Origin of the sequence: Acinetobacter sp. TR11, from assembly GCF_027105035.1 — a bacterium.
Lineage (GTDB): Bacteria > Pseudomonadota > Gammaproteobacteria > Pseudomonadales > Moraxellaceae > Acinetobacter.
Window position 1 is genome coordinate 495213 of the sequence record NZ_CP114256.1, and the last position, 24755, is coordinate 519967.

General features: G+C 40.5%; 17 protein-coding genes, 2 tRNA genes and 3 rRNA genes. 9 read left to right on the plus strand and 13 right to left on the minus strand.

What is annotated here, in order from left to right; genetic code table 11:
• Positions 1–26: 26 nt before the first annotated feature.
• Both O1450_RS02365 and O1450_RS02370 read right to left on the minus strand, forming a co-directional pair.
• Positions 27–1202 (minus strand): acetate/propionate family kinase, encoded by a 1176-nt coding sequence (locus O1450_RS02365; protein WP_269229561.1) that lies wholly within the window; start codon positions 1200–1202, stop codon positions 27–29.
• A gap of 295 nt (positions 1203–1497) precedes the next feature.
• Positions 1498–2763, minus strand: a complete 1266-nt coding sequence (locus O1450_RS02370; protein ID WP_269229562.1) for a glutamate-5-semialdehyde dehydrogenase — start codon at positions 2761–2763, stop codon at positions 1498–1500.
• 344 nt (positions 2764–3107) lie between these two features.
• Here O1450_RS02370 and O1450_RS02375 point away from each other — a divergent pair, with 344 nt between their 5' ends.
• Entirely contained in the window at positions 3108–4418 is a 1311-nt protein-coding gene (locus O1450_RS02375) for an alpha/beta fold hydrolase (protein WP_269229563.1), read from the plus strand.
• A gap of 60 nt (positions 4419–4478) precedes the next feature.
• On the opposite strand, the gene O1450_RS02380 is transcribed toward O1450_RS02375, so the two are convergent.
• Together O1450_RS02380 and nagZ are read right to left on the minus strand one after the other, a co-directional pair.
• Entirely contained in the window at positions 4479–5321 is an 843-nt protein-coding gene (locus tag O1450_RS02380) for a class I SAM-dependent methyltransferase (RefSeq protein WP_004660461.1), read from the minus strand.
• 133 nt (positions 5322–5454) lie between these two features.
• A complete protein-coding gene (gene nagZ, locus O1450_RS02385; RefSeq protein WP_269229564.1) occupies positions 5455–6474 on the minus strand; it encodes a beta-N-acetylhexosaminidase in 1020 nt (339 codons plus the stop codon).
• Positions 6475–6713: 239 nt separating this feature from the next.
• Here nagZ and O1450_RS02390 point away from each other — a divergent pair, with 239 nt between their 5' ends.
• Positions 6714–8897 (plus strand): carboxy terminal-processing peptidase, encoded by a 2184-nt coding sequence (locus O1450_RS02390; RefSeq protein WP_269229565.1) that lies wholly within the window; start codon positions 6714–6716, stop codon positions 8895–8897.
• 61 nt (positions 8898–8958) lie between these two features.
• Here the strand turns inward: O1450_RS02390 and O1450_RS02395 are convergent, their stop codons facing one another.
• The 5 genes from O1450_RS02395 to hflX form a co-directional block, all read right to left on the minus strand.
• Positions 8959–9405 carry a DUF2147 domain-containing protein gene (locus O1450_RS02395; RefSeq protein ID WP_269229566.1) on the minus strand — a complete coding sequence of 149 codons (447 nt, stop codon included), beginning with the start codon at positions 9403–9405 and terminating at the stop codon, positions 8959–8961.
• 237 nt (positions 9406–9642) lie between these two features.
• Positions 9643–10086: a DUF2147 domain-containing protein gene (locus tag O1450_RS02400; RefSeq protein ID WP_269230394.1), complete on the minus strand. Its 444-nt coding sequence runs from the start codon at positions 10084–10086 to the stop codon at positions 9643–9645.
• 86 nt (positions 10087–10172) lie between these two features.
• A complete protein-coding gene (locus O1450_RS02405) occupies positions 10173–10841 on the minus strand; it encodes an LrgB family protein (RefSeq protein WP_269229567.1) in 669 nt (222 codons plus the stop codon).
• A 12-nt stretch (positions 10842–10853) separates the two neighbouring features.
• Positions 10854–11216 (minus strand): hypothetical protein, encoded by a 363-nt coding sequence (locus O1450_RS02410; RefSeq protein WP_004660470.1) that lies wholly within the window; start codon positions 11214–11216, stop codon positions 10854–10856.
• A 43-nt stretch (positions 11217–11259) separates the two neighbouring features.
• Complete coding sequence (gene hflX, locus O1450_RS02415) at positions 11260–12588, minus strand: ribosome rescue GTPase HflX (RefSeq protein ID WP_046738402.1); 1329 nt, start codon at positions 12586–12588, stop codon at positions 11260–11262.
• A gap of 404 nt (positions 12589–12992) precedes the next feature.
• On the opposite strand from hflX, the gene O1450_RS02420 reads away from it, so the two are divergent.
• Complete coding sequence (locus O1450_RS02420; protein ID WP_269229568.1) at positions 12993–13805, plus strand: lysophospholipid acyltransferase family protein; 813 nt, start codon at positions 12993–12995, stop codon at positions 13803–13805.
• A 16-nt stretch (positions 13806–13821) separates the two neighbouring features.
• Here O1450_RS02420 and O1450_RS02425 read toward each other — a convergent pair whose 3' ends face one another.
• On the minus strand, positions 13822–15387 hold the full coding sequence (locus tag O1450_RS02425) for a phospholipase D family protein (RefSeq protein ID WP_442865410.1): 1566 nt from the start codon (positions 15385–15387) through the stop codon (positions 13822–13824).
• A 168-nt stretch (positions 15388–15555) separates the two neighbouring features.
• Here O1450_RS02425 and O1450_RS02430 point away from each other — a divergent pair, with 168 nt between their 5' ends.
• Positions 15556–16566: a metallophosphoesterase gene (locus O1450_RS02430; RefSeq protein WP_269229570.1), complete on the plus strand. Its 1011-nt coding sequence runs from the start codon at positions 15556–15558 to the stop codon at positions 16564–16566.
• Positions 16567–16614: 48 nt separating this feature from the next.
• Here the strand turns inward: O1450_RS02430 and O1450_RS02435 are convergent, their stop codons facing one another.
• The 3 genes from O1450_RS02435 to O1450_RS02445 are packed head-to-tail and all read right to left on the minus strand — an operon-like array spanning position 16615 to position 18805.
• A complete protein-coding gene (locus tag O1450_RS02435; protein WP_269229571.1) occupies positions 16615–17094 on the minus strand; it encodes an OmpA family protein in 480 nt (159 codons plus the stop codon).
• Positions 17095–17102: 8 nt separating this feature from the next.
• Entirely contained in the window at positions 17103–18326 is a 1224-nt protein-coding gene (locus O1450_RS02440) for a diguanylate cyclase domain-containing protein (protein WP_269229572.1), read from the minus strand.
• Between the two features lie 5 nt (positions 18327–18331).
• Positions 18332–18805, minus strand: coding sequence for a YfiR family protein (locus tag O1450_RS02445; protein ID WP_034601049.1), 474 nt, complete (start codon positions 18803–18805; stop codon positions 18332–18334).
• Positions 18806–19361: 556 nt separating this feature from the next.
• Between O1450_RS02445 and O1450_RS02450 the strand changes: the two genes are divergently transcribed.
• The 5 genes from O1450_RS02450 to rrf all read left to right on the plus strand — a co-directional run bounded on the left by O1450_RS02450 (position 19362) and on the right by rrf (position 24727).
• Positions 19362–20899 (plus strand): 16S ribosomal RNA (locus tag O1450_RS02450).
• 59 nt (positions 20900–20958) lie between these two features.
• Positions 20959–21035 (plus strand) — tRNA-Ile (locus tag O1450_RS02455).
• Positions 21036–21071: 36 nt separating this feature from the next.
• Positions 21072–21147 (plus strand) — tRNA-Ala (locus tag O1450_RS02460).
• A gap of 385 nt (positions 21148–21532) precedes the next feature.
• Positions 21533–24423, plus strand: a 23S ribosomal RNA gene (locus O1450_RS02465).
• Positions 24424–24612: 189 nt separating this feature from the next.
• Positions 24613–24727, plus strand: a 5S ribosomal RNA gene (rrf, locus tag O1450_RS02470).
• Together the 16S, 23S and 5S rRNA genes with 2 tRNA genes alongside form the textbook arrangement of a ribosomal RNA operon.
• Positions 24728–24755 lie beyond the last annotated feature (28 nt).

The window sequence follows — 24755 nt, forward strand, 5'->3', positions numbered from 1 at the left end:
TTAAAATTTATCTAAATTTTTGTGAATTAAGCGAGCTGTTCAACGACTTGACGCGTTTCTTTCGCAATGCGTCCTTCTTCGTCTGTAGGTACAACCCAAATCTGTGGACCTGTGCCATTATCGATTTGGCCTTCAGTGCCGCGTGCTAACGCATTATTTTTTTCTGCACTAAACTGCAAACCAAAGTGTGGTAGATAAGCCAAGGTTTTTTCACGAACATAAGCTGAGTTTTCACCGATTCCACCCGTGAAAACTAAACCATCTAAACGCGGCAAACCACAGCTTAACGCCGATAAAGATTTAGCCAAACGATAACAGAATACTTCAATCGCCAGTGTTGCCCCTTCATGGCCATTACCCGAAGCTTCAACTAAAGTACGCATGTCGTTTGACAGGCCAGATAAGCCAAGCAAGCCACTTTCTTTATTCAACATACTGTCAATTTTCTGGATGCTCCAGCCTAAATTACTTGCAAGGAATAAATGTAAGCTTGGGTCAACATCGCCACTACGTGTACCCATCACGACACCTTCAAGTGGAGTCATGCCCATAGAAGTATCAAGACTTTGACCATTCCAAACAGCACAGGTTGAGCTACCATTGCCTAAGTGGGCGCTGAGCCAGCCCCCTTGATTTTTCGTACCTGCGAGTTCACTTGCACGTTCTGTGACATAGGCGTGACTTGTGCCGTGAAAACCATAGCGACGGACATGGTGTTCGGTATATAAATTTTGTGGCAAAGCATAGCGGTAAGCATGTTCAGGCATGGTTTGATGGAATGCCGTATCAAATACAGCAACTTGAGGCAATTCAGGGAACAAACGCATGGTTGCTTCAATCCCAATCAAATGTGCAGGATTGTGTAAGGGTGCAAGTGGTGTTGCAGCTTCGATGCGGCTTACAATTTCAGGTGTTAATAGTTCTGCTTTGGTTAAATTGCCACCATGAACAACACGATGACCAATCGCTTGTGGATTGTAGTTCGCTAAACGTGCAAGAAGAGTCTCAAGTGCTTTGGCGTGATCTGCATGTGGAATCGAAAGTTCAAGTGGTTCACCACCAATCGTAACGCCTTTGATACGCGCTTCAGCAGAACCTAAGTTTTCTGCTAATCCATAAATACGATCTTCACGACGTTCTGAAATAAGCGCATATTTGATCGACGATGAACCACAGTTAATTACAAGTACAGATTTAGCCACGTTTGAACACCTAACAAATTTTAAATTTTATGACGAACACTTTGATCTTGCTGCAACGCATAAGCAGGGTAATCAAGCACAATGTTTTAACATGGGTTGTCATATTGGCGAAGATAGACTTTAGCCTATACAACTGATTTATAATTGAATCTAATGATTATAGAGTGTAAATAGCAACTTCTTAGGATGAATCTGTTTATTTTGATCAGGGTTTTTGTATGAAAATATGTAAAAACACGATAAAGATCAAATAAATGAGCTTTATCGTGCAGCGTTTTACTTGGATCTAAATGCCTTATTGGCGTATTTGACCATCACCAAATACGATCCATTTCTGAGAAGTTAGACCTTCGAGACCAACTGGACCACGTGCATGGATTTTGTCTGTTGAAATCCCTATTTCAGCACCTAGACCATACTCAAAGCCATCAGCAAAGCGGGTTGAAGCATTGATCATGACTGAGCTTGAATCAACTCGTGCGAGAAACTCACGTGCTAGACTAAAGTTTTCAGTAATAATCGCATCGGTATGATGAGAACCATATTTATTAATATGTTCGATTGCTTCATCCATACCTGTAACGACTTTGATTGCAAGGATAGGACCTAAATATTCAGTGTACCAATCTTCTTCGGTGGCTGTTTTAACAGACTCACCTAAGATACGTCGTGTTTCCGCACAACCTCTTAGTTCAACTTGTTTATCTGCATATAGTTCAGCAATACTTGGTAGGAAATCTTCTGCAATTGCTTCATCAACAAGTAATGTTTCCATCGCATTGCATACGCCATAACGATGTGTTTTTGAGTTGAGCGCAATTGGTAATGCTTTTTGTAAATCTGCTTGTGCTTCAACAAAAACATGGCAATTGCCATCTAAATGCTTAATCACAGGAATACGTGCTTCATTCGTTACACGTTCAATCAAGCTTTTACCGCCACGAGGGACAATCACGTCTACAAATTCAGTCATCGTGATTAAATGACCTACTGCTGCGCGGTCAGGTGTGTCAATCACTTGAACAGCATGTTCAGGTAAGCCTGCAATTTGTAAACCGTGTTGAATTGCGATTGCAATTGCTTTATTCGATTCAATCGCTTCTGAACCACCACGTAGAATAATGGCATTTCCTGACTTTAGTGCTAATGATGCGGCTTCAAGGGTAACATTCGGTCTCGATTCGTAAATCATGCCGATTACACCTAAAGGAACCCGCATTTTACCCAGTTGGATACCCGATGGACGGTAAGCTAAATCCGTAATTTCCCCAATTGGGTCAACAAGTGCAATAACATCTTTTAACCCTTGTAGCATGCCTTTAAAGCGAGCAGGAGTAAGTTCAAGACGATCAAGGAGGGCAGAATCTAATTGACGTTGGTGACCATTTTGCATATCAATTTGATTGGCTGCCAAAATTTGTGCTTGATTATTTTCTAAAGCAGTATAAATTGCAGACAGAGCATGGTTCTTTAGATGCGTTGATGCGCTCATTAAGATACGAGACGCTTGACGTGCCTGAGTACCAACCTGTTGCATATAGTTTTGAATAGAATCTTGCATAGCATTTTGACGATTGCATATATTTACAATGATAGTAACAGTCAAATGATGAACAATGAATAGGCTGAACTGATAATTCAAAAAATTATAGATTGTAAATTTTGAGCAGTTCTTTTGATTTAAAATTGAATTTACAAGCTGATTACATATTTTGAAAAATATTATTGATCTAAACAAGATAAGTGGTTAAGGAAATGATTGCGTATAAATCATGCATTTGTATAGAATGAAAAATGTATAGGATAAATGTAATACAAATTTTATAAATTTGTTAACTTGTAACTAGAACTCACTAAAAATGAGACTAATTACAGCAAAAAAATAAACAAGGATGGAGGAAGGATATGAATTCCATAATCCAAATGGACTCGGATTTAAACCATACCTACACAGGGTTTGGTTTTTTCGACATATACAATAAAAACAGTTTTAAACAACCAGCGCGTACTACATGGATAGATGGTTGGAAAATTGAATATATGGCAATTGCAGATCCTAAGACGATCTATAACACGCCAATTGTAATTGTCGGGGGCGCATTTCAAAATTTTAACTCTTATAAGTATTGTGTCGAGCAACTGTTTGAGAGTGGGCCTGTCATATTGATTGATTTACCATCAATGGGCGCAAATCAGCAGATTCGAAATGTGGACACAGGCGAGTCAGCTGGAATTCTTGAATTACCAGATTTATCAAAAATGTTGGGTCAATGGCTTGATATTGTTGGGATTGATAAAGTATCTGTTATGGGCATGTCGTTGGGTTCAGTCGTTGCATCTTCATTTGCACACCAACGTCCCGAACTGATTGATCGCATGGTCTTGATGGGTGTGATGCAAAAGACCCGTAAAAGCTGGCGTATGCTGCTCGAGGAATCTTTACACTTGATGCGTGAAGATCGTATGGAGGAGTTTGGGCAAGCAGTTATTTTGTATCTTGTGAATCATGCCAAGCTTGATAAAACGCGGATGTCTCCAACGGCAAAACGTTTATTCTTTAGACAGATGGCAGAGTTTACTGCAACTGAACGTGAGCGTTACGAGATTAATTGCAATCGACTACTCCGTTTAAGCAATGTACCTGTTGCGCAGTGTAAAACTCTAGTTGCAGCAGGGCAGTATGATAGCTTTACTTTGCCACATGAAAATGCTGACTTTGCTTTGCAATGTAATAATATGGAATTTGCGTTGATTGCCAATGCAGACCATGTTCCACAATTACAGCGTCGCAAAGAAACGATGACGCTTTTTACTACGTTTTTAAAGGGAGAATCCATCGACAATCTTGATGGTATTATTCCAATGAACCGTGAACAGATGAAAAATATTGAGCGTCGTGGTGAAGAACGTATCCCTGTTTTAAAACCAGACACTAAATTATCACATCGACATTCAGATACCGAAGTAGCAGTAAAGATTGTAGATATTACGTTCTTTGGTGTGTACCTAAAACTTGATCATTTGGATCAGCTTGGTTTTGTTAGCCAGCATCCACGAGATTTAGCCTTACATTTAGCTGATGAAGAAGGTGAGTTTAAAATAGAATGTTTAACATTTGAGGCAACTGAACAAGGTTTACGTATCTTGTTTAAACACGGTAGTTTCGACGTTGCGGATCGTTTATCTCGTTTTATTGAGCGTCAGAAACAAATTTAATTATTTTTTAATAAAATTTAAAAGAGAAGTGTTTTGAATTCACTTCTCTTTTTTTGACTTTTATTTATTGGTGGCTTGAATCATCCAAACAAGATCACCGAGATGTTGTTCCTTGTTTTCTAAACGTGTTTGTTCAAAAAATTCTTTAGGTTGAAGCACTTCAACTTGCTTAAAACCGGCTTCATGAAAAAAATTCTCTACCTCTGCTGGTGTCTTAAAGTGAAAGCTAAAAGCGCTGCGTGACATTAATTTCAATAAACGACTACTATTCCAGATAATGGTTGCTAATTTATTTTGAGTGGGTTCTGGATAAAGATCGGTTAAATAATGAAGTTCTTTGAAGTCACGGCCATAGATCGCAATTGCTTGAATAAGTTGCTGAAGTAGGGGCTTTTCAAAGTAGTTAATTAAGCCTTCACTAATAATCACCAAAGGTCGTTTAGGGTCAAAGACTTTAAATACGTTTGCAAATGCTTCTGTAAATAAATCAACGGATAGGACATCATCAACATGTGGTTCAATTTGTTGTAATGCTGCTTGTTTTGTTGCGGCCATGTCAGGTAAGTCAAGCTCACGATAGCAAATGTCTGGGTGATGCTGTCTAAACCACCAACCTCGTGGCGATAAGCCACATGCAATTTCAAGTACTTGTAGGTTTGGATATTGCTGAATTAATTGCTCTAAATGCGTATCAAGCATGGTATGGCGTTGTTTCAAGGTTGTTCGCATACTTCCACCAACATACTTTTCTGCCCAACTTTCAATCGGATGGACTAAGGCTGCTAGTGTTTTTCCTTTAGTTGTCGCTAATGCAGGATGGGAAATGCCCATTTGATACCAAATATAGCCGGTATAGTGTGCAGTAAATGAAATATGGCGGTGTTTCGAAAGTTGTTGTGTCATCTGTCCTAGACTCAATTTTTTCATTTTATTCTGTTCCCATGCACAACCCATTTGCGCGAGGAAATTGACCTATTCATTTTTAAATAGATCAATTGGAGATGGCGTGTTAAATCATCTTTTGCTTATTGGCAAGTTAAAACGAATTCTTAAAGTCTTCAATGACTTTTTTTACGTTCTGCCAACTTTCATCTAAATTTAGTGTTGAGCCTACTTGGATGTTTGGGATTTTACCGCGCATACGCTCTAGACGTTGTTGTTTTGGTAAAGCAAGCTTCTCGATACCATCTAAGGCTGTACATGCTGCTGTTCGATCATTACACACTAATCCCATATCACAACCCGCATTTAATGCCGCTTGAATACGTGCATCAGCACCACCAGCAACACATGCGGCTTGCATACTGAGATCATCAGAGAACAAAACGCCGTCAAATTTTAACTGCTGGCGTAAGATATTCTGCAGCCAGAATGAAGAAAAGCCAGCAGGGTTTGGATCGACTTGATCATAAATCACATGTGCGGGCATTAGTGCATCGAGCTGAGGCATCAACTTGATAAAACTTTGCATGTCTTTGTCATAAATTTCTTGATATGAACGGCTATCAATCGCCGCTGCAACGTGCGAATCGGCTTTCACAGAACCGTGTCCAGGAAAGTGTTTTCCAGTCGTTGCCATACCTGCTTGTTTCATTCCACGCATAAAGGCATCAGCGAGCGGCACGATGTCTTGCATATTTTTAGCAAAGCCTCGATCACCGATCACATCACTAATGTCATTGAGGTCTAAGACTGGAGCAAAACTAAAATCGATACCTACAGCGAGAACCTCAGTTGCCATTAACCAACCACACTGTTGGGCTAACTCAATTGCTTGTTCGGGATGATGTGCATAATGTTCACCAAGTCGCCCCATTGCAGGTAACAAGGTGAAGCCTTGTCTTAAACGTTGAACACGCCCACCTTCTTGATCGACAGCAATCAGAATATCTGGACGGACTTGGCGCATATGATCAGTTAAAGCGCGAACTTGTTGAGGAGACTCAATATTTCGTGCAAATAAAATCATGCCACCGACTTGCGGAGCTTGTAATAGTTCAATATCTTCTTGAGTAAGTTCTGTGCCAGCAACGTCTAGCATCAATGCGCCGATCATATAGATTCCATTTGAATTTTGATGTAAAAAAGCGATAGCTAAATTGTGCAATGATTTGCTACATTTTGTCAGTACAGAATATGATAAAACTACATGATATTGATGATAAGTGCTTGTTGGTCATTTATTTACAATGATTAACGCGTACTACAGTTTGGTAAAAATATTGAATGAAATATGTTCATATTGATTGTACTAGCATGTAATAATTGCCATATCCAAGGAAGTACCAAAATTTTATGAAACTTCAAATGATAGCGTGTGCAGTTGCAATCGCGACTGGTGGTTTATTTTTTTCTCATACAATGAATGAGGCATTTGCGGCAACGGAAGCTCCTGTTGTTTCAACCGTGATCAAGCCATCACAAGAACAAGCATTGGTCGCACGTCAGTTGGCAACATTAGTTGATCGTCAGCATTATCTGAATATGCGTTTAGATGCTGCGACATCAAATCGTATTCTAGATATGTATTTGGATAGCTTAGATCCAGATCATTCATTATTTCTGAGCAGTGAAGTTTCAGAATATAAAAATAAATATGGTTCAAATTTTGGTAGCTCATTAAAAGCAGGAAACCTAACTGGACCTTTTGCGATTCATGCCCAATATCGTGAACGCTTGAAACAGTTCTACGAATTTATGTTGGCTGAATTGAAGAAGCCACAAAATTTACAGCAAAAAGGTGTTTATCTTGATATAGGTCGCGAAAAAGCGCCTTATTTTCAGACTTCTGCCGAGCAACAAGCACATTGGCAGAGAATGTTGGTGTCTCAATTAATTAATTTAACGATTAGCAAAGAAGAAGAGCAGGCGAAACAAAAAGCTTTGAAAGCAGATCCATCGCTTGCCAATGGTCAGGACTTAACTGGACCTGAAGACTTAACACCAGTTCAGACGCTCACGAAACGTTATACACGCCAGTTAGAACGTATGGGACGTGTCAAGAGTGATGATGTGTTAGATAAAACACTCAATGCCATGCTTGCAACGTATGATCCACACAGTAATTATTATCCTCCTATCGATGCAATGGAACTAAACCGTCAAACCACCCTACAACTTGAAGGTATTGGGGTATCTATTCGTCCAGAGCGAGGCAATGAGGATTACACCAAGATTGAAACGATCGTTGAAGGTGGACCAGCAAGTAAATCTGGGCAAATCAAATCAGGAGATCGAATCATTGGCGTTGCCCAAGACGGCGAAAAAATGATTGATGTCATTGGTTGGTCGAGTTCAGAAATTGTTGGATTGATTCGTGGTAAGCGTGGAACAAAAGTAACTGTTCGCTTACTCGGTGCGGGTGCTTCGATGGGCCAAGCACGTAATGTCAGCTTGGTCCGAGATGTGATTCAGGAAGAAGATGCTGGGGTTCGCTCTCGTACGGTTGAGATTACACGTGATGGAAAAAAACATCTTTTCGGTGTAATTGAAATTCCATCATTCTATTTCGATTATCGTTCACGTCGAGCTGGTACAGAATATCGTTCAGTTTCTGAAGATACAGCAAAAGCATTTGAATCGCTCAAAGCACAGAAAGTAGAAGGTGTTCTGGTTGATTTACGTAATGACCCAGGTGGTTCATTAGAAGAGGTTGCTCGTATGCTGGGTCAGGTGATTAAGTCTGGTCCAGTCGTACAAATTCGGGATGGCAATGGCAATGTGAATGTCTTTGAAGACACTGATGGCGGAGAGCAAATTTATGCTGGACCAATGGCTGTGCTCGTTAACTTAGCATCTGCGTCTGCGAGTGAGATTTATTCTGCGGCAATCCAAGATTATGAGCGCGGTATTATTATTGGTAGTACCACGACAGGAAAAGGCACCGCTCAGGTTCAATTAGACTCCTTAGCACATGGTCAGGCAACACTAACTCAACGCAAATTCTATCGTGTTACAGGTGGAAGTACGCAGAACAAAGGCGTAATTCCTGATATCAAACTTGTTGATATTTACAATGAAGAGTTTGGTGAGCGTAAAGCTAAAAATGCATTGAAATGGGATACCATTCCAACAGCACCTTTCAAGCGCGAAGGTTCTGTACAACCGTATATTGCTAAGCTTACCCAATCTTCTGAACAGCGGGTGAAAGCTGATTCACAATTTAATTATTTAGAAGCTCGAAAACAGATTTCACAGAAAAGTATTGATCAGAAGAAAGTTGAGTTAGATATTGCTCAACGTCGGGCTGAGCTAATTGATTTAGAAAAGCAAACACTCAATGCTGAAAATCAGCGTCGTATAGCGACAGGTCAGGCACCTTATGCCAACTGGGAAAGCTATCAGGCTTCGATTGATGCATTAATTGAGTCACGTGCCAAAATGAAAGCTTATGCACGACCAGCATTGCCTGAAGAAGAAACTTTTATTACAGAAGCTGCAAATGTCTTGATTGACTACGCAAAGTTGCAAAGCCATTAAACTACAGTGATAGAAATATAAAAAAGCCCTCAAATTGAGGGCTTTTTTATTGATTAGATTTTTAGTTATTCACACGAATCCAAATTTGACTACGACCTAATACTGATACACCTACATATCCTCGTAAGTGTAAACGTTGTCCATTGTTACTTACTTTTGCTGCAAGACTATAAATACGACCACTGTTTGGATCTAAGATTTTGCCACCAGAATAAGATAAGTCTTTTTTATGCTTTAACTTGGTGATAACAGTCAAACCGAGGATAGGTTTGTTGGTGTAAGGAGCAGGGCAGCCCGTACAAAATTCTTTTGGTATATAACCTGTGCGTGGCGTGATTTTAGTGATTTTACCAATATATGTTCCATCGGCTTCTTGGGTGATTTCAACTTGCCCTTTGGGTGCTCCAGTTAGATCATCAACACTTTGCCAAGTACCTATAATATCCTGTGCAAAAGTCAAATGGCTAAGACTAAATAAGAAGAAAAACGTAATTAGTTTTGTGTACATGTTAAGCTACTCAGCCACTATTATTGTCTCTCTATTATTTCGGATTTCTAACAACACATTCAATCATTATTTTACATTTGTGTATTTTTTTTAATAATTGAAATTTCAATGAATTTTTTTAATGTTTAAGAAAAAACACCTTTCATTCAGAACGAAAAAAAGGTGTTTTATAGTGCTAAACCGTGATCAATTTGATCAAATACGGAAATGGTTGGCGCGATGATATCGTTTTAAAAATTATTCATCGCGAATCCAGATCTGATTACGACCTAACGCAGATACGCCAAGATAGCCACGTAAGTGTAAACGTTTACCATTTGAACTTAATTTTGCTTTCATACTATAAACTTTACCTGTATTCGGATCTAGGATACGTCCATTAACGTAGTTAATTCCTTCACCATGTTTTAAGCCTGTCATAACGTCTAAACCTAAAATTGGTTTGTTGGTATATGGCGCCGGACAGCCCACACATATTTCTTTAGGTGTGTAGCCTGCTCGTGGAGTAATCTTTACAACCTTACCCGCATAAGTACCGTTCGCTTCTTGACGAATTTCAACCAAAGCTTTTGGTGCGCCAGTTTTGTCATCGATACTTTGCCACATACCTGTAATATCTTCTGCAAAGCTAAAACTGCTTATCGCAGAGAGAATCAACGCGCCTAATAATTGTTTGCCCATCATTAAAAATCCTTTTAACGTTTGAACTTTCATTATGTAGGATTTTTGACAACTAGTTCAATATTAATTGACATCTGTGTGACAAATTAAGTAAGAGACAAAATAAAAGTGGGTAGCCATATAGCAGTAAATACACCATTCACAGCCATCCCAAAAGCAGCGTAACGACCTGTAACAGGGCCTCGCTGCCATGCCTGTGCTGTACCAATTGCATGAGCAGCCAAACCTAGAGCTAAGCCTGAAGCCCGTTCATCATGGATATGTTTTAAAATCCATGGAGAAAATGCGGCACCAATGACTCCAGATAAAATCACAATCAGTGACACCATCATCAGAGGAGCGTGTAATAGTGTGGCAATATTCAGAGCAATTGGCGTCGTTACAGCTCGGGTCGCAAAAGCCATAATTGTTGGTTCTGACATATGTAATAAATATGCAAGTCCCATCGGCAATGCAACTGCACTGATACTTGCAAAACACAAAATGCCAATCATCGATTTAATTGGCAAATCATCATAACGCATCGCAGCTAGAGGTATGGCTAAAGCTACAGTAACGTAGCCAAGTAAATGATTAAATATACTATTCACATTATTCATGTAATGTTCATAAGGAATACCCAAAATTGCGAGTAGTCCGATCACGATAAACATCGCAAAAACAATTAATGGAATCTGTGGAATTTTTTTATTTAAAGGTTTTGCGATGAGATAACTGATTAAGGTAATCACGAATCCATATATAACCATCAACATATTCATGAACTCCTATAACCAGCGTTTCGCCATTTTGGCGTAAATCCACAATGGCAATAAAGTACTCAGGGTTAAGACAAATAAAAAGATTGGAATTTCTTTGCCTAAATGTACCAACATAATCAAAGAGCCAGCACAGATTGGCAAAAATGCAAAAGCACTTTCTTTCATGATTTTGTTGTTGGTATCTATAAGACGATTGGAGATTTTTCTAAATCTTCTCCAAATTAATAAAGTTGCAAGTAAGCTGATCAGCCCGACGAGATTACCTAATTCTGGATGATGAAAGACCGTGGTAATAGCAACAGCGCCTTCACGAAATACAATAATTAATAGAATCGTGCAAAACCAAGCTGTCCAATCAATTTCTTTCATCTTTTTTCTAACTCTCCCTTATGAACGATTATTACATTGATGCTTACTTTTCAAATTCTTCCAAAGGCCTGTGAAATAAGGCTGCTTGGTTTCCAAGAATTTCATCTAATGGTAGATGTGCTTGTTTGATGAGTTGATGCAATTTTTGTGGAGCAATACAAACTGATAAATGCAAATCACCTTGCTCATCATATTGTTCAGTTTGAATGACATTGAGTGTATAAAGTTGTGTGCGTAGTTTACCGTAAGCAGGTTTGAGAACTAAGTCGAAATGTTGTAACTGTCCCATCAGGCATTGTTGAACAGCTTGGCTTAATAAATCTAATCCCTGCCCAGAATGCGCAGAAACATAAACGCGATCAGGTAAATCTGCTGCTTTATAAATGATTTTTGCCGTATCACCGCTGAGATCAATTTTATTGTAAACATGAAGAATCGGTGCATCGGCTCCAATTTCTTTCAGCACAGATTCCACTGCTTCGATTTGTTCAGGCATGTTAGGGCTACTGCTGTCAATTACATGCAAAAGTAAGGTCGCTTCTAGTGTTTCTTCTAAAGTCGCTTTGAAAGACTCAACCAAATCATGCTGTAAATTTCTCACAAATCCAACTGTATCTGCGAGTACGACAGTACCGATACCATCCCATTCTAGACGACGTAAGGTTGGATCGAGCGTTGCAAAAAGTTGGTCTGCTGCATAGACATCACTTTGGGCTAAAATATTAAACAGTGTCGATTTACCTGCATTGGTATAACCAACCAAAGAAATCGTTGGAATTGCTGCTTTTTGGCGTGCGGCACGACCTTGTAAACGCGTCTGTTGAACTTTAACCAATTTGTCTTTCAGTTGGGTAATACGTACTTTTATGAGTCGGCGGTCAGTTTCAAGTTGTGATTCACCAGGACCACGTAGACCAATCCCACCTTTTTGTTGTTCTAAATTACCTGTGAAGCCTCGAATTAAGCGCGTTGATAAATGCTTAAGTTGGGCAAGTTCAACTTGTAATTTTCCTTCGTGTGTACGCGCTCGTAATGCGAAGATATCTAAAATAAGCCCTGTGCGATCAATCACACGGCATTTTAAGATTCTTTCTAAATTACGTTCTTGGGCTGGTGAAAGAGAGTGATCAAAGATGACTAATTCAGCTTCTAGCTGCTGAACTAATTCTGCGATTTCATCCACTTTGCCTGAGCCAATAAAAAATTTAGGGTCTGGCTTATTTCTTTGTACAGAAATATGTTCAAGAATTTCAGCACCAGCGGATTGAGCGAGCAATCGAAACTCTTCAGCATCAAGGTCATCGAGTAACTGCACAGAAACACTGACTAAAATTGCTCGTTCACCACCTTGTTGCCGCTCAAAAAATTCCACGCTGTTATCATATCCTGAGTATAGAAGCCTTATTCTAGAATAAACTTCAAGCAAAGGGCAAAGGCTTCATGGATTTATATGACATGATGATGAAGAAGTTTGATAAAACCAACGAGTGTGCCGATATATAAAATTGACCAGCCAAAAAATATTCTTAAAGCATAGCCATAAGGAATATTCACTTGATTATGAGATGTTGTGTGTTGAGGATTCATCATATGACCTCTTAATTTGTTAATTCGATTTATTTATGATATTTAATTTAAAAAACCTTTTAAAATTGAAAATAATTATATTCACATTCGTTTTTTCTCATGGTGGTAACTTTTATAAATAGATACGGGCATGATATAAGTGAGCTAGTTCAATGCAATGTGCATACATGCGTACGGTTTTAATGATTTATGACTCAAGAAGCAACAGCAGCAAATAACACACCATTAAATTTAATCTCTAAATTGAGCTTGTATAGTAAAAAATTAGCCTCAGGTCTAGAAACAATTGGTGAAGGTTTTTATCTCATTTATCGACACGGTTTATACAAAGACCCGAATAATCCAACGAATACGCGTTATGTTCAGTATTTTTGCCGCCGTTTATGCGAAGTTTTTAATATCGAAGTGCAGATTCATGGCACTATTCCACGAGAACCAGCGCTTTGGGTGAGTAATCATATTTCTTGGTTAGATGTTGCTGTACTTGGCTCTGGAGCACGTATCTTCTTCTTAGCAAAAGCAGAGGTCGAAAAATGGCCTATTTTGGGTAATCTAGCAAAAGGCGGTGGAACCTTATTTATTAAGCGAGGTTCTGGTGACTCAATCCGAATAAAAGAACAAATTACAGCGTTTTTAAAACAAGATATTCCCGTTTTGTTCTTTCCAGAAGCCACAACCACAGACGGTCGTCAGGTCAAAAAAGTACATGGGCGCTTATTGGGTGCTGCCATTGATGCGCAACGTCCAGTTCAAATTTGTGTGATTTGCTATGTCAATCAGCAAGGTGAATTAGATCTGGTCGCACCATTTATTGGTGAAATGTCTTTTGCAGAACATGTACAACGTGTTTTAGAAATGCCAAAAGTTACCGCACATTTATTGACCCTACCTGCAATTCCTGTAACAGACCATACGGTAGATAGCTTAACTAAAGAAGTTGATCGTCAAATGCGAGCAGGGCTGCTTGAGTTACAAAGCAAAGTTTTAAATACGCTGCCATAACAATACTCGCTTTAAATTACATAAAGCCTTCAATTGGCAGCCATGAAATAATTTTCATTCCTGCCTTTTGCCACCATTTCATTCGAGGTTCTTTGGTGTAGATGACAGGGCCTTGTGGTGTTTCACGTCGCCATGTAATTTTTTTATTGGCATCTAACACTAATTTATAGGCATATTTACTTAGATTTTGATCCATAGTCGCATGAACAGCCTGCGCTAAAGGTGGGCTATCTAAAAGCACGCCAATTTCAGTGTTCAGGTAGGCAGAGCGTGGATCAAAATTAAATGAACCAATAAAAACTTGCTTTTCATCTAGCGCCATCAGTTTGGCATGTAAACTGGAACGGCTTAGTCCTTTGATATTTACTTTTGCTTTCTTCGCGAGTTCTTCGGTATGTTTATCGAGATCATTTTTATTTAATGCGGGGAGAAACTCATATAGCTGTACACCATGTTCCAGTAAATCCTGACGATATTTTCCATAAAATGCATGAACAACAGCGACATCGTTTGCCTGAAATGAGTTTGTGAGCACTCGAACCTCGATTCCATCTTTTGCAAGATCATTGAGAATTTTAACCCCCTTTTTTTCAGGGACAAAGTAAGCTGAGATGAGGTCAATATTTTTTTCAGGTTGTTCTAAATGGTTAATCAATTGGAAATTAAGGTGTTCTTGTTTTTTGGCTTTTGATTTAATTTTGTCAGGAGAGTCTTTTACAACTTCAGCTTTTACCCAGTTTAAAGGAATATCCCGACTGATAATTGAATCAATTGCCTGTGAGTTACCAGTCAAATCAAGATAATTCTGTACCGTTGCTCGCTTAGAATGTTCATCAAGTTGCTGTTTTAGGCTCTCATAGCTTAAGCGATGAGCATTTTGATTGACAATTTCCCTTACATCGTAAGCGTAACTATGATTCCAGTATTCATCAAAAGACTGTGAAATATCAGTGACTGCTGTACCCACGAGCATCACATCAACATCAGAAAACTGGTAGTTATCACTGACATTATAATATTGATTAGTCATGTTTCTGCCACCAATTAGAGCAACTTGTTGGTCTGCAATAAAGCTCTTATTGTGCATTCTGCGGTTGATACGTTTTAAATCTAAAACCATATCAAGCGCACGGTATTTGCGAAACCGATAGGGATTGAATAATTTAACTTCAATATTTGGATGCTGTGCTAGAGCTAAGAAGATTCCTTCAGTTTTTTTTGCGTTATTATCATCAATAAGTAATCGCACTTTGACACCACGATCTGCTGCGCGAATCAGCGCATGCAAAGCAAGAGCACCTACTTTGTCATTGTCCCAAATATAATATTGCAAATCTAAGGTTTTCTCTGCCTTATCAATTAAACGTAGTCGTGCTGCTAACGCTTCTAGGGGTTCAAATAAAACGTGATAACCCGTCAATCCAGGATTTTGTTGTTCTAAAGGTTGAATGATCTGAGCCAAAGTTGTCTGGTTTATTTCTAATTGTTGAATGTTAGATTGTTGTATTGGCTCTATTTTATGTTTAGGTAGTGTGCTGCATCCTGTGATTGTGATCGCAATACTGCAATAAATCGCAAGCATACTTTTATTGTAAGTAGTTGTACTTATTTTTGTATGTTTACGATTTAGATGAGAAAATTGCGTCATAATCTTTACTGATTAAAAGTTGGACTTGAGTATAGCATTTCATCAAAAATTATAAATATGAGATGCGATGTATGCCCTAATGTCAGATTAATGAGAGTGGTAATGTCGAATTCAGACACAGTTATATTAATTTTCTATACTATTTTTATTGTTTTAGCCTTGTGGGCATTCGCTCAGGCATGGATTCATCAAGCAAGAACTGAAACGATTCATCCTTTCAAAGCTTTTGTACATCTAGCTGCATTTTATCTTTCTTATTTGTTAGTTCCTCTCTGGTTTTTTACCTTGTATGCAGGTTGGTCTGAGTTTTACAGTTTACATGAAAGTATTTTTGTTTTCCTTTTAACGAGCATATTGATTTATGCACGATTTATTGAGCCACATATGGTTCATATTAAACATCATCAATACCGTTTAAATTCGGATCGTGATTTTATTCAACCCGTTAAAGTGGCCTTAATTGCAGATATGCATGTGGGATTGTTTTCTGGTCATGAACGCCAATTAAAAAGCATTGTTAAAAAATTAAATGAAGCTAAACCAGATATTGTGGTGGTTGCAGGCGATTGGACTTATGAACCTGAAAATCGTTTGATTCAGGAGCTCTCTGTTTTAAAGGAAATCCAAGCACCCGTTTATTCTGTGCCAGGGAATCATGATGAGCAATATCCAGGTCCTCCAATACAATCATTACTCAAAGCGGCATTAGAACAAACTAATGTGATTGATATAGAAGGGCAGATTATCGATTTTGATGAGTTTCGCTTAATTGGCATTGGTGATCTGTGGGCAGGGAAGGCAAATATGCGTTTTATGCCAGATTTACCACAAGATAAACCATGGCTCATTTTATCTCATAACCCTGATACAGTAGATATGGTGCCAGCATTACCTACACGACCATTAATGCTTGCAGGCCATACCCATGGTGGACAAATAGAACTTCCTTGGATTACAACGTATATTATGAAAAAAGTGTCTATCTTGGGGCACAAAAAAGGTTTTTATACACATGAACACGCTGATGTATTTGTAACGGTTGGAACTGGAATGGTTGGTGTTCCATTTCGGTTTCGAGTGCCACCGACGATTGATATTATTCAACTCATATAAATTAAAAAAGCCAACTTTAAATAGTTGGCTTTTAACAAAAATTGCAAGTTAAGAAATAATAATAATCGTAACTCTGCGATTATTCGCGCGGTTCTCATCAGATGTATTTGGTACGAAAGGTTGGCTTGCACCACGACCAATCACAGTGACATTATTTGGCTTGAAACCCTGATGAATGAAAATCGAAGAAACACTTTGAGCACGTTCTTCAGACAATTTCTGGTTATATTCAGGATTACCAATATCATCAGTGTGACCCACAACTTTTAATTTTTGCAGATCATATTTGTTTAGTTGATTGGCAAGACGAACGATTTCTCTTTGATTTTCAGGTTTAATATCTGCTTTATTAAAGTCGAAAAGTAAACGTTCAGGCAGACCCAGACTCCAGCCTTCTTCTGTTAAAACGAAACCTTCTTTTTTTAGCATTTTGACTTGACGATATTTCAAAGGACCAAAACTTAAACAGCCAGTCAATGTTAGGCAGAGTAATGCTACAAAGGATATCTTAAAAGTGTGAGCGCGCATAACATGTCCTAAATTTCTGGTTTATAAAGAAACCAATGTGGATTTAAATTTTTAGCTTTATACATTGCTTGATCTGCTTGCATGACTAAATTATCTGGATTGTCTGCAAACTGTGAAAATGCAATCCCTAAACTAAAGCTAAAATGGATAAGTTGACCGTTAAAATTCAAAGGCTCATCACAACTTGCTAGTAAACCTTCAGCGATTGTTTGTAAATGATCAGAATGATGGATGGTATGCAAAATGATTGCGAATTCATCACCACCCAAACGAGCAATAAAGTCTTCTTGTCTGACAGACTGCATTAATCGATTTGCCATTTCTCTTAATACCGCATCGCCAGCAAGATGACCATAATGATCATTAATTGCTTTAAACTTATTATTATCTATGAAAATCAGCGCTGAATTGTGACGAAATTTATTATTTTTAAAAATATTGAACAATTCTTCATAAAAATAGTGTCGATTAGGTAAACCTGTGAGCTGGTCATGGTGAGCTTGAAATGAAAGTTGGAGATTCTCTTTCTGTAAATGAGTATGCCAAACTTGTATTTCTTCTAAGAGCTCATTAAATACCGTATTAAGATTTTGAAACTCTTTAATATGGTTATTTGGAAAACGTAAGTTGTAAGCTTTTTGGTCACTCACTAATTGAGCAATATGGGTTAATGGTTTGATCGCTTGCATGATTTGGCGATAGGTAAGATTAACGGACCATAACAGTGCAATCACAATAAAAAACATTGATATGGCTAAGCCAATAATGATGGTTTTTAAAAAATGTAAAATATTTTCTGAGCTGCCATATAAAACTAATTCGCCGACTTGTTTCTTATGATGAATAACCGTCAATTTGATTGGATCATGTAGAAACCATTTATCTAATACGCTTTGTAAAAATGATGTGTGGTCAATTTGCTTGGTACTTTCTGCTAATAATTGATGCTCTGGATCATAAACATGAATACTACGAATCGCATGTTCTGTTGTGTAGTCCGCTAAAATTTGATCAATTGCTCCTTTGTCCTTGAAGACAACAGCGGGCTGGATTCGTTCAAGTAGCGTTTGACTTAATAGTTGCAAATTTTGTTTAGCGTACGTTTCCATTGTGAATATGGAAATAGTTGCAAAGGTAAAGGAACAAATGACAACGGTAAGCGCAAAAATCGAGAACTGAGACTTACGAAATAACGCCCGTAATGAAGTGGACTGATATAAATTCGAAATCACTTTAATTACTCCGTATTCTTCGCCAAGATTAAGACTCGGGGGTCGATATGAACTTTGGAGTAACTCAAAGCATCTAGATTTACTTTAAATGTAGAAGAGGTCTTTTTGTTGTATAAGCAGAAAATACTGCCGATTTCACATGCTGGATTATTAATACTTAATGACAGTAATGAACGCGATGGATAAGCTTGAATCAAGTTTTGTTGTTGTTGCGGTGTTGTTGTTGAGAAATACACAACATGACATTCTGTTTTTTGAAAATCTTTTGAATTAACAGCTTGTACCTGATAATCATACCCAAGTTGTTTAATATTGGATTGAAATTGATTCGAAGCCTCAGCATTATCTATTACACAAATAATTGGGCGAGATGTATTCGACCACTTGCTATAACTCAATATGGTTAATGCTAATTCATAAAAATTATGATTTGAAATGGCGTAACAAATCTGACTCGTAGCGATCGACGCTAAAAGCAACAGTAATTGTACTTTTTTATTAATAAACCGTATTTCCAATCAAAAATGCCAAAAAATTTGAAGCAAGAGATACATTCTACTTAACTTAATTGTTTAAAAAAAGTTCTTATCGACAAAGAAAGTAGACAAAAAGTAACTGATTAGCCTAAAAAACGTTCACTTAAATAAAAAGATTAGGAAATGGGGTTGCACCTGATCTGAAATGCTGTAGAATGCACATCCATCGGCGGTGATGCAAATAAAAACTTGTTGAAAAACAAGGATTTGGCTAGAAGGGTTAGATTCTTGGGTTGATTGATAGGTTTAAAAAATATCGAAATTACCTGTTGACTTTAGTTTAAATTAGAGTAACATAGCCGACCTAGCTTGATGATGACGAATCATCGAGAAGATCATTAAGAGAATAGAAGAACAACTTGTGTGGATTTTTACTGGTTGATCGATTGAAAATATTTCATTGATTGAAAGGTAGAAATTTCTCGAAGTTTATTTGAGCGAATTTTTAGTCAGAAAATTGATGAGCCAAGATTTGTAGCCATAAGCTACTAATGATTTTAAACTGAAGAGTTTGATCATGGCTCAGATTGAACGCTGGCGGCAGGCTTAACACATGCAAGTCGAGCGGAGATGAGGTGCTTGCACCTTATCTTAGCGGCGGACGGGTGAGTAATGCTTAGGAATCTGCCATTTAGTGGGGGACAACATTCCGAAAGGAATGCTAATACCGCATACGTCCTACGGGAGAAAGCAGGGGATCTTCGGACCTTGCGCTAAATGATGAGCCTAAGTCGGATTAGCTAGTTGGTGGGGTAAAGGCCTACCAAGGCGACGATCTGTAGCGGGTCTGAGAGGATGATCCGCCACACTGGGACTGAGACACGGCCCAGACTCCTACGGGAGGCAGCAGTGGGGAATATTGGACAATGGGCGGAAGCCTGATCCAGCCATGCCGCGTGTGTGAAGAAGGCCTTTTGGTTGTAAAGCACTTTAAGCGAGGAGGAGGCTACCTAGATTAATACTCTGGGATAGTGGACGTTACTCGCAGAATAAGCACCGGCTAACTCTGTGCCAGCAGCCGCGGTAATACAGAGGGTGCGAGCGTTAATCGGATTTACTGGGCGTAAAGCGTGCGTAGGCGGCTGATTAAGTCGGATGTGAAATCCCTGAGCTTAACTTAGGAATTGCATTCGATACTGGTCAGCTAGAGTATGGGAGAGGATGGTAGAATTCCAGGTGTAGCGGTGAAATGCGTAGAGATCTGGAGGAATACCGATGGCGAAGGCAGCCATCTGGCCTAATACTGACGCTGAGGTACGAAAGCATGGGGAGCAAACAGGATTAGATACCCTGGTAGTCCATGCCGTAAACGATGTCTACTAGCCGTTGGGGCCTTTGAGGCTTTAGTGGCGCAGCTAACGCGATAAGTAGACCGCCTGGGGAGTACGGTCGCAAGACTAAAACTCAAATGAATTGACGGGGGCCCGCACAAGCGGTGGAGCATGTGGTTTAATTCGATGCAACGCGAAGAACCTTACCTGGCCTTGACATACTAGAAACTTTCCAGAGATGGATTGGTGCCTTCGGGAATCTAGATACAGGTGCTGCATGGCTGTCGTCAGCTCGTGTCGTGAGATGTTGGGTTAAGTCCCGCAACGAGCGCAACCCTTTTCCTTATTTGCCAGCGAGTAATGTCGGGAACTTTAAGGATACTGCCAGTGACAAACTGGAGGAAGGCGGGGACGACGTCAAGTCATCATGGCCCTTACGGCCAGGGCTACACACGTGCTACAATGGTCGGTACAAAGGGTTGCTACCTAGCGATAGGATGCTAATCTCAAAAAGCCGATCGTAGTCCGGATTGGAGTCTGCAACTCGACTCCATGAAGTCGGAATCGCTAGTAATCGCGGATCAGAATGCCGCGGTGAATACGTTCCCGGGCCTTGTACACACCGCCCGTCACACCATGGGAGTTTGTTGCACCAGAAGTAGGTAGTCTAACCGCAAGGAGGACGCTTACCACGGTGTGGCCGATGACTGGGGTGAAGTCGTAACAAGGTAGCCGTAGGGGAACCTGCGGCTGGATCACCTCCTTAACGAAAGATTGACGATCGGTAAGAATCCACAACAAGTTGTTCTTCGAAGATGTATCTGAGGGTCTGTAGCTCAGTTGGTTAGAGCACACGCTTGATAAGCGTGGGGTCACAAGTTCAAGTCTTGTCAGACCCACCAAATCTGAAAGATATATCGTTCATTAAGTGATAAGCTGGGGACTTAGCTTAGTTGGTAGAGCGCCTGCTTTGCACGCAGGAGGTCAGGAGTTCGACTCTCCTAGTCTCCACCATGAATTAAAAGAGTTTTTAAAACAAAATTAATTCAAAGCTAAGAAGATTATAGAGTTTAGTGAATACAGTCTAATTTGACTGGTTTATTAATCTCTGTGATTTATCACAGTTTACTGCAAGCTGACGAGGCTGTAGTTAATCATTAACAGATTAGAATTTGAGTCTGAAATAAATTGTTCAAACTCGATTAAATAGGAAGATAACAAGTAATTGTTAAATTAATATTTAATCTGAGAACTAGCAAAAACACTGAATCAAGCGTTTTGGTATATGAATTTAGATTGAAGCTGTATGGTGATTAAGTTCACAGACAACGAATAGTAGCAATTAAGTTTGCAACGCTAACACTGACTTGTATGTGTTAACGACTGTTTGGGGTTGTATAGTCAAGTAATTAAGTGCATGTGGTGGATGCCTTGGCAGTCAGAGGCGATGAAAGACGTAATAGCCTGCGATAAGCTCCGGGGAGGCGGCAAATATCCTTTGATCCGGAGATTTCTGAATGGGGGAACCCACCCGCTATAAGGCGGGTATCATAAGCTGAATACATAGGCTTATGAAGCGAACGAGGGGAAGTGAAACATCTCAGTACCCTTAGGAAAAGAAATCAATTGAGATTCCCTTAGTAGCGGCGAGCGAACGGGGAGTAGCCCATTAAGTTGTGTGTGTTCTAGTGGAACGCTCTGGGAAGTGCGAACGTAGAGGGTGATATTCCCGTACACGAAAGGGCACACACAATGATGACGAGTAGGGCGAGGCACGTGAAACCTTGTCTGAATATGGGGGGACCATCCTCCAAGGCTAAATACTCCTGACTGACCGATAGTGAACCAGTACCGTGAGGGAAAGGCGAAAAGAACCCCTGTGAGGGGAGTGAAATAGATCCTGAAACCGCATGCATACAAGCAGTGGGAGCCGACTTGTTCGGTGACTGCGTACCTTTTGTATAATGGGTCAGCGACTTATATTCAGTAGCGAGGTTAACCGTATAGGGGAGCCGTAGAGAAATCGAGTCTTAATAGGGCGTTTAGTTGCTGGGTATAGACCCGAAACCAGGCGATCTATCCATGAGCAGGTTGAAGGTTGGGTAACACTAACTGGAGGACCGAACCCACTGTCGTTGAAAAGCCAGGGGATGACTTGTGGATAGGGGTGAAAGGCTAATCAAGCCTGGTGATAGCTGGTTCTCCCCGAAAGCTATTTAGGTAGCGCCTCGGACGAATACCATTGGGGGTAGAGCACTGTTTCGGCTAGGGGGTCATCCCGACTTACCAAACCGATGCAAACTCCGAATACCAATGAGTACTATCCGGGAGACAGACTGCGGGTGCTAACGTCCGTAGTCAAGAGGAAAACAATCCAGACCGCCAGCTAAGGCCCCAAAATCATAGTTAAGTGGGAAACGATGTGGGAAGGCATAGACAGCTAGGAGGTTGGCTTAGAAGCAGCCACCCTTTAAAGAAAGCGTAATAGCTCACTAGTCGAGTCGGCCTGCGCGGAAGATGTAACGGGGCTAAAACTATGTGCCGAAGCTGCGGATTTGACAATAGTCAAGTGGTAGGGGAGCGTTCTGTAAGCCGATGAAGGTGTATTGAGAAGTATGCTGGAGGTATCAGAAGTGCGAATGCTGACGTGAGTAACGACAAAACGGGTGAAAAACCCGTTCGCTGAAAGACCAAGGGTTCCAGTCCAACGTTAATCGGGGCTGGGTGAGTCGACCCCTAAGGCGAGGCCGAGAGGCGTAGTCGATGGGAAATTGGTTAATATTCCAATACTTCTGTGTAATGCGATGAGAGGACGGAGAAGGTTAAGTCAGCCTGGCGTTGGTTGTCCAGGTGGAAGGTTGTAGGCATGTATCTTAGGCAAATCCGGGGTACTCTATGCTGAGAACTGATAGCAAGCTGTACTTGTACAGTGAAGTGGCTGATACCATGCTTCCAGGAAAAGTCTCTAAGCTTCAGTTACACAGGAATCGTACCCGAAACCGACACAGGTGGTCAGGTCGAGTAGACCAAAGCGCTTGAGAGAACTCTGCTGAAGGAACTAGGCAAAATGGTACCGTAACTTCGGGAGAAGGTACGCTGCTGACGGTGATGGGACTTGCTCCCTGAGCTATTGGCAGCCACAGAAACCAGGCCGCTGCAACTGTTTATTAAAAACATAGCACTCTGCAAACACGAAAGTGGACGTATAGGGTGTGATGCCTGCCCGGTGCTGGAAGGTTAATTGATGGGGTTAGCGTAAGCGAAGCTCTTGATCGAAGCCCCAGTAAACGGCGGCCGTAACTATAACGGTCCTAAGGTAGCGAAATTCCTTGTCGGGTAAGTTCCGACCTGCACGAATGGCATAATGATGGCGGCGCTGTCTCCAGCAGAGGCTCAGTGAAATCGAAATCGCTGTGAAGATGCAGTGTACCCGCGGCTAGACGGAAAGACCCCGTGAACCTTTACTGCAGCTTGACATTGAACTTTGACCTTACTTGTGTAGGATAGGTGGGAGGCTTTGAAGTTGGAACGCTAGTTCCAATGGAGCCGTCCTTGAAATACCACCCTGGTAATGTTGAGGTTCTAACTCTGCCCCGTAATCCGGGGCGAGGACCATGTCTGGTGGGTAGTTTGACTGGGGCGGTCTCCTCCTAAAGAGTAACGGAGGAGTACGAAGGTGCGCTCAGCGTGGTCGGAAATCACGCGTAGAGTATAAAGGCAAAAGCGCGCTTAACTGCGAGACCCACAAGTCGAGCAGGTACGAAAGTAGGTCTTAGTGATCCGGTGGTTCTGTATGGAAGGGCCATCGCTCAACGGATAAAAGGTACTCTGGGGATAACAGGCTGATACCGCCCAAGAGTTCATATCGACGGCGGTGTTTGGCACCTCGATGTCGGCTCATCTCATCCTGGGGCTGAAGCAGGTCCCAAGGGTATGGCTGTTCGCCATTTAAAGAGGTACGCGAGCTGGGTTTAGAACGTCGTGAGACAGTTCGGTCCCTATCTACCGTGGGCGCTGGAAATTTGAGAGGATCTGCTCCTAGTACGAGAGGACCAGAGTGGACGAACCTCTGGTGTACCGGTTGTGACGCCAGTCGCATCGCCGGGTAGCTATGTTCGGAAGGGATAACCGCTGAAAGCATCTAAGCGGGAAGCCTACCTCAAGATAAGATTTCCCTAGGAATTTATTCCTCTAAAGAGCCGTTCGAGACTAGGACGTTGATAGGTTGGGTGTGGAAGCACGGTGACGTGTGAAGCTGACCAATACTAATTGCTCGTGAGGCTTGACTATACAACACCCAAACAGTTGTTGTATTCAAGATAAATTCAATACATAACTTGATTTAGTGTGAAAACTAGTTAAAATGCTGAACACAAAGTTAGACTCAATATCTAATCCGTTAATAACTCTTTCGGTACTAAGTGGCAAAGAACTTAAAGTTAAGTTCAAGAGTAAGACCACCGAAAGCCAAAACAGTTTGCTGGCGACAATAGCAAGAGTGAACCACCTGATCCCTTCCCGAACTCAGAAGTGAAACCTCTTAGCGCTGATGGTAGTGTGGCGTTTGCCATGTGAGAGTAAGTCATCGCCAGCTTTTAAATTATAAACACCCCCAACCTAAC

What these genes read in the sequence shown, in the direction of transcription:
- O1450_RS02370 (WP_269229562.1), bottom strand. Translation starts at nt 2,763, where the DNA reads ATGCAAGATTCTATTCAAAACTATATGCAACAGGTTGGTACTCAGGCA.
- O1450_RS02375 (WP_269229563.1), top strand. Translation starts at nt 3,108, where the DNA reads ATGAATTCCATAATCCAAATGGACTCGGATTTAAACCATACCTACACA.
- O1450_RS02380 (WP_004660461.1), bottom strand. Translation starts at nt 5,321, where the DNA reads ATGACACAACAACTTTCGAAACACCGCCATATTTCATTTACTGCACAC.
- nagZ (WP_269229564.1), bottom strand. Translation starts at nt 6,474, where the DNA reads ATGATCGGCGCATTGATGCTAGACGTTGCTGGCACAGAACTTACTCAA.
- O1450_RS02390 (WP_269229565.1), top strand. Translation starts at nt 6,714, where the DNA reads ATGAAACTTCAAATGATAGCGTGTGCAGTTGCAATCGCGACTGGTGGT.
- O1450_RS02395 (WP_269229566.1), bottom strand. Translation starts at nt 9,405, where the DNA reads ATGTACACAAAACTAATTACGTTTTTCTTCTTATTTAGTCTTAGCCAT.
- O1450_RS02400 (WP_269230394.1), bottom strand. Translation starts at nt 10,086, where the DNA reads ATGGGCAAACAATTATTAGGCGCGTTGATTCTCTCTGCGATAAGCAGT.
- O1450_RS02405 (WP_269229567.1), bottom strand. Translation starts at nt 10,841, where the DNA reads ATGTTGATGGTTATATATGGATTCGTGATTACCTTAATCAGTTATCTC.
- O1450_RS02410 (WP_004660470.1), bottom strand. Translation starts at nt 11,216, where the DNA reads ATGAAAGAAATTGATTGGACAGCTTGGTTTTGCACGATTCTATTAATT.
- O1450_RS02420 (WP_269229568.1), top strand. Translation starts at nt 12,993, where the DNA reads ATGACTCAAGAAGCAACAGCAGCAAATAACACACCATTAAATTTAATC.
- O1450_RS02425 (WP_442865410.1), bottom strand. Translation starts at nt 15,387, where the DNA reads ATGCTTGCGATTTATTGCAGTATTGCGATCACAATCACAGGATGCAGC.
- O1450_RS02430 (WP_269229570.1), top strand. Translation starts at nt 15,556, where the DNA reads ATGTCGAATTCAGACACAGTTATATTAATTTTCTATACTATTTTTATT.
- O1450_RS02435 (WP_269229571.1), bottom strand. Translation starts at nt 17,094, where the DNA reads ATGCGCGCTCACACTTTTAAGATATCCTTTGTAGCATTACTCTGCCTA.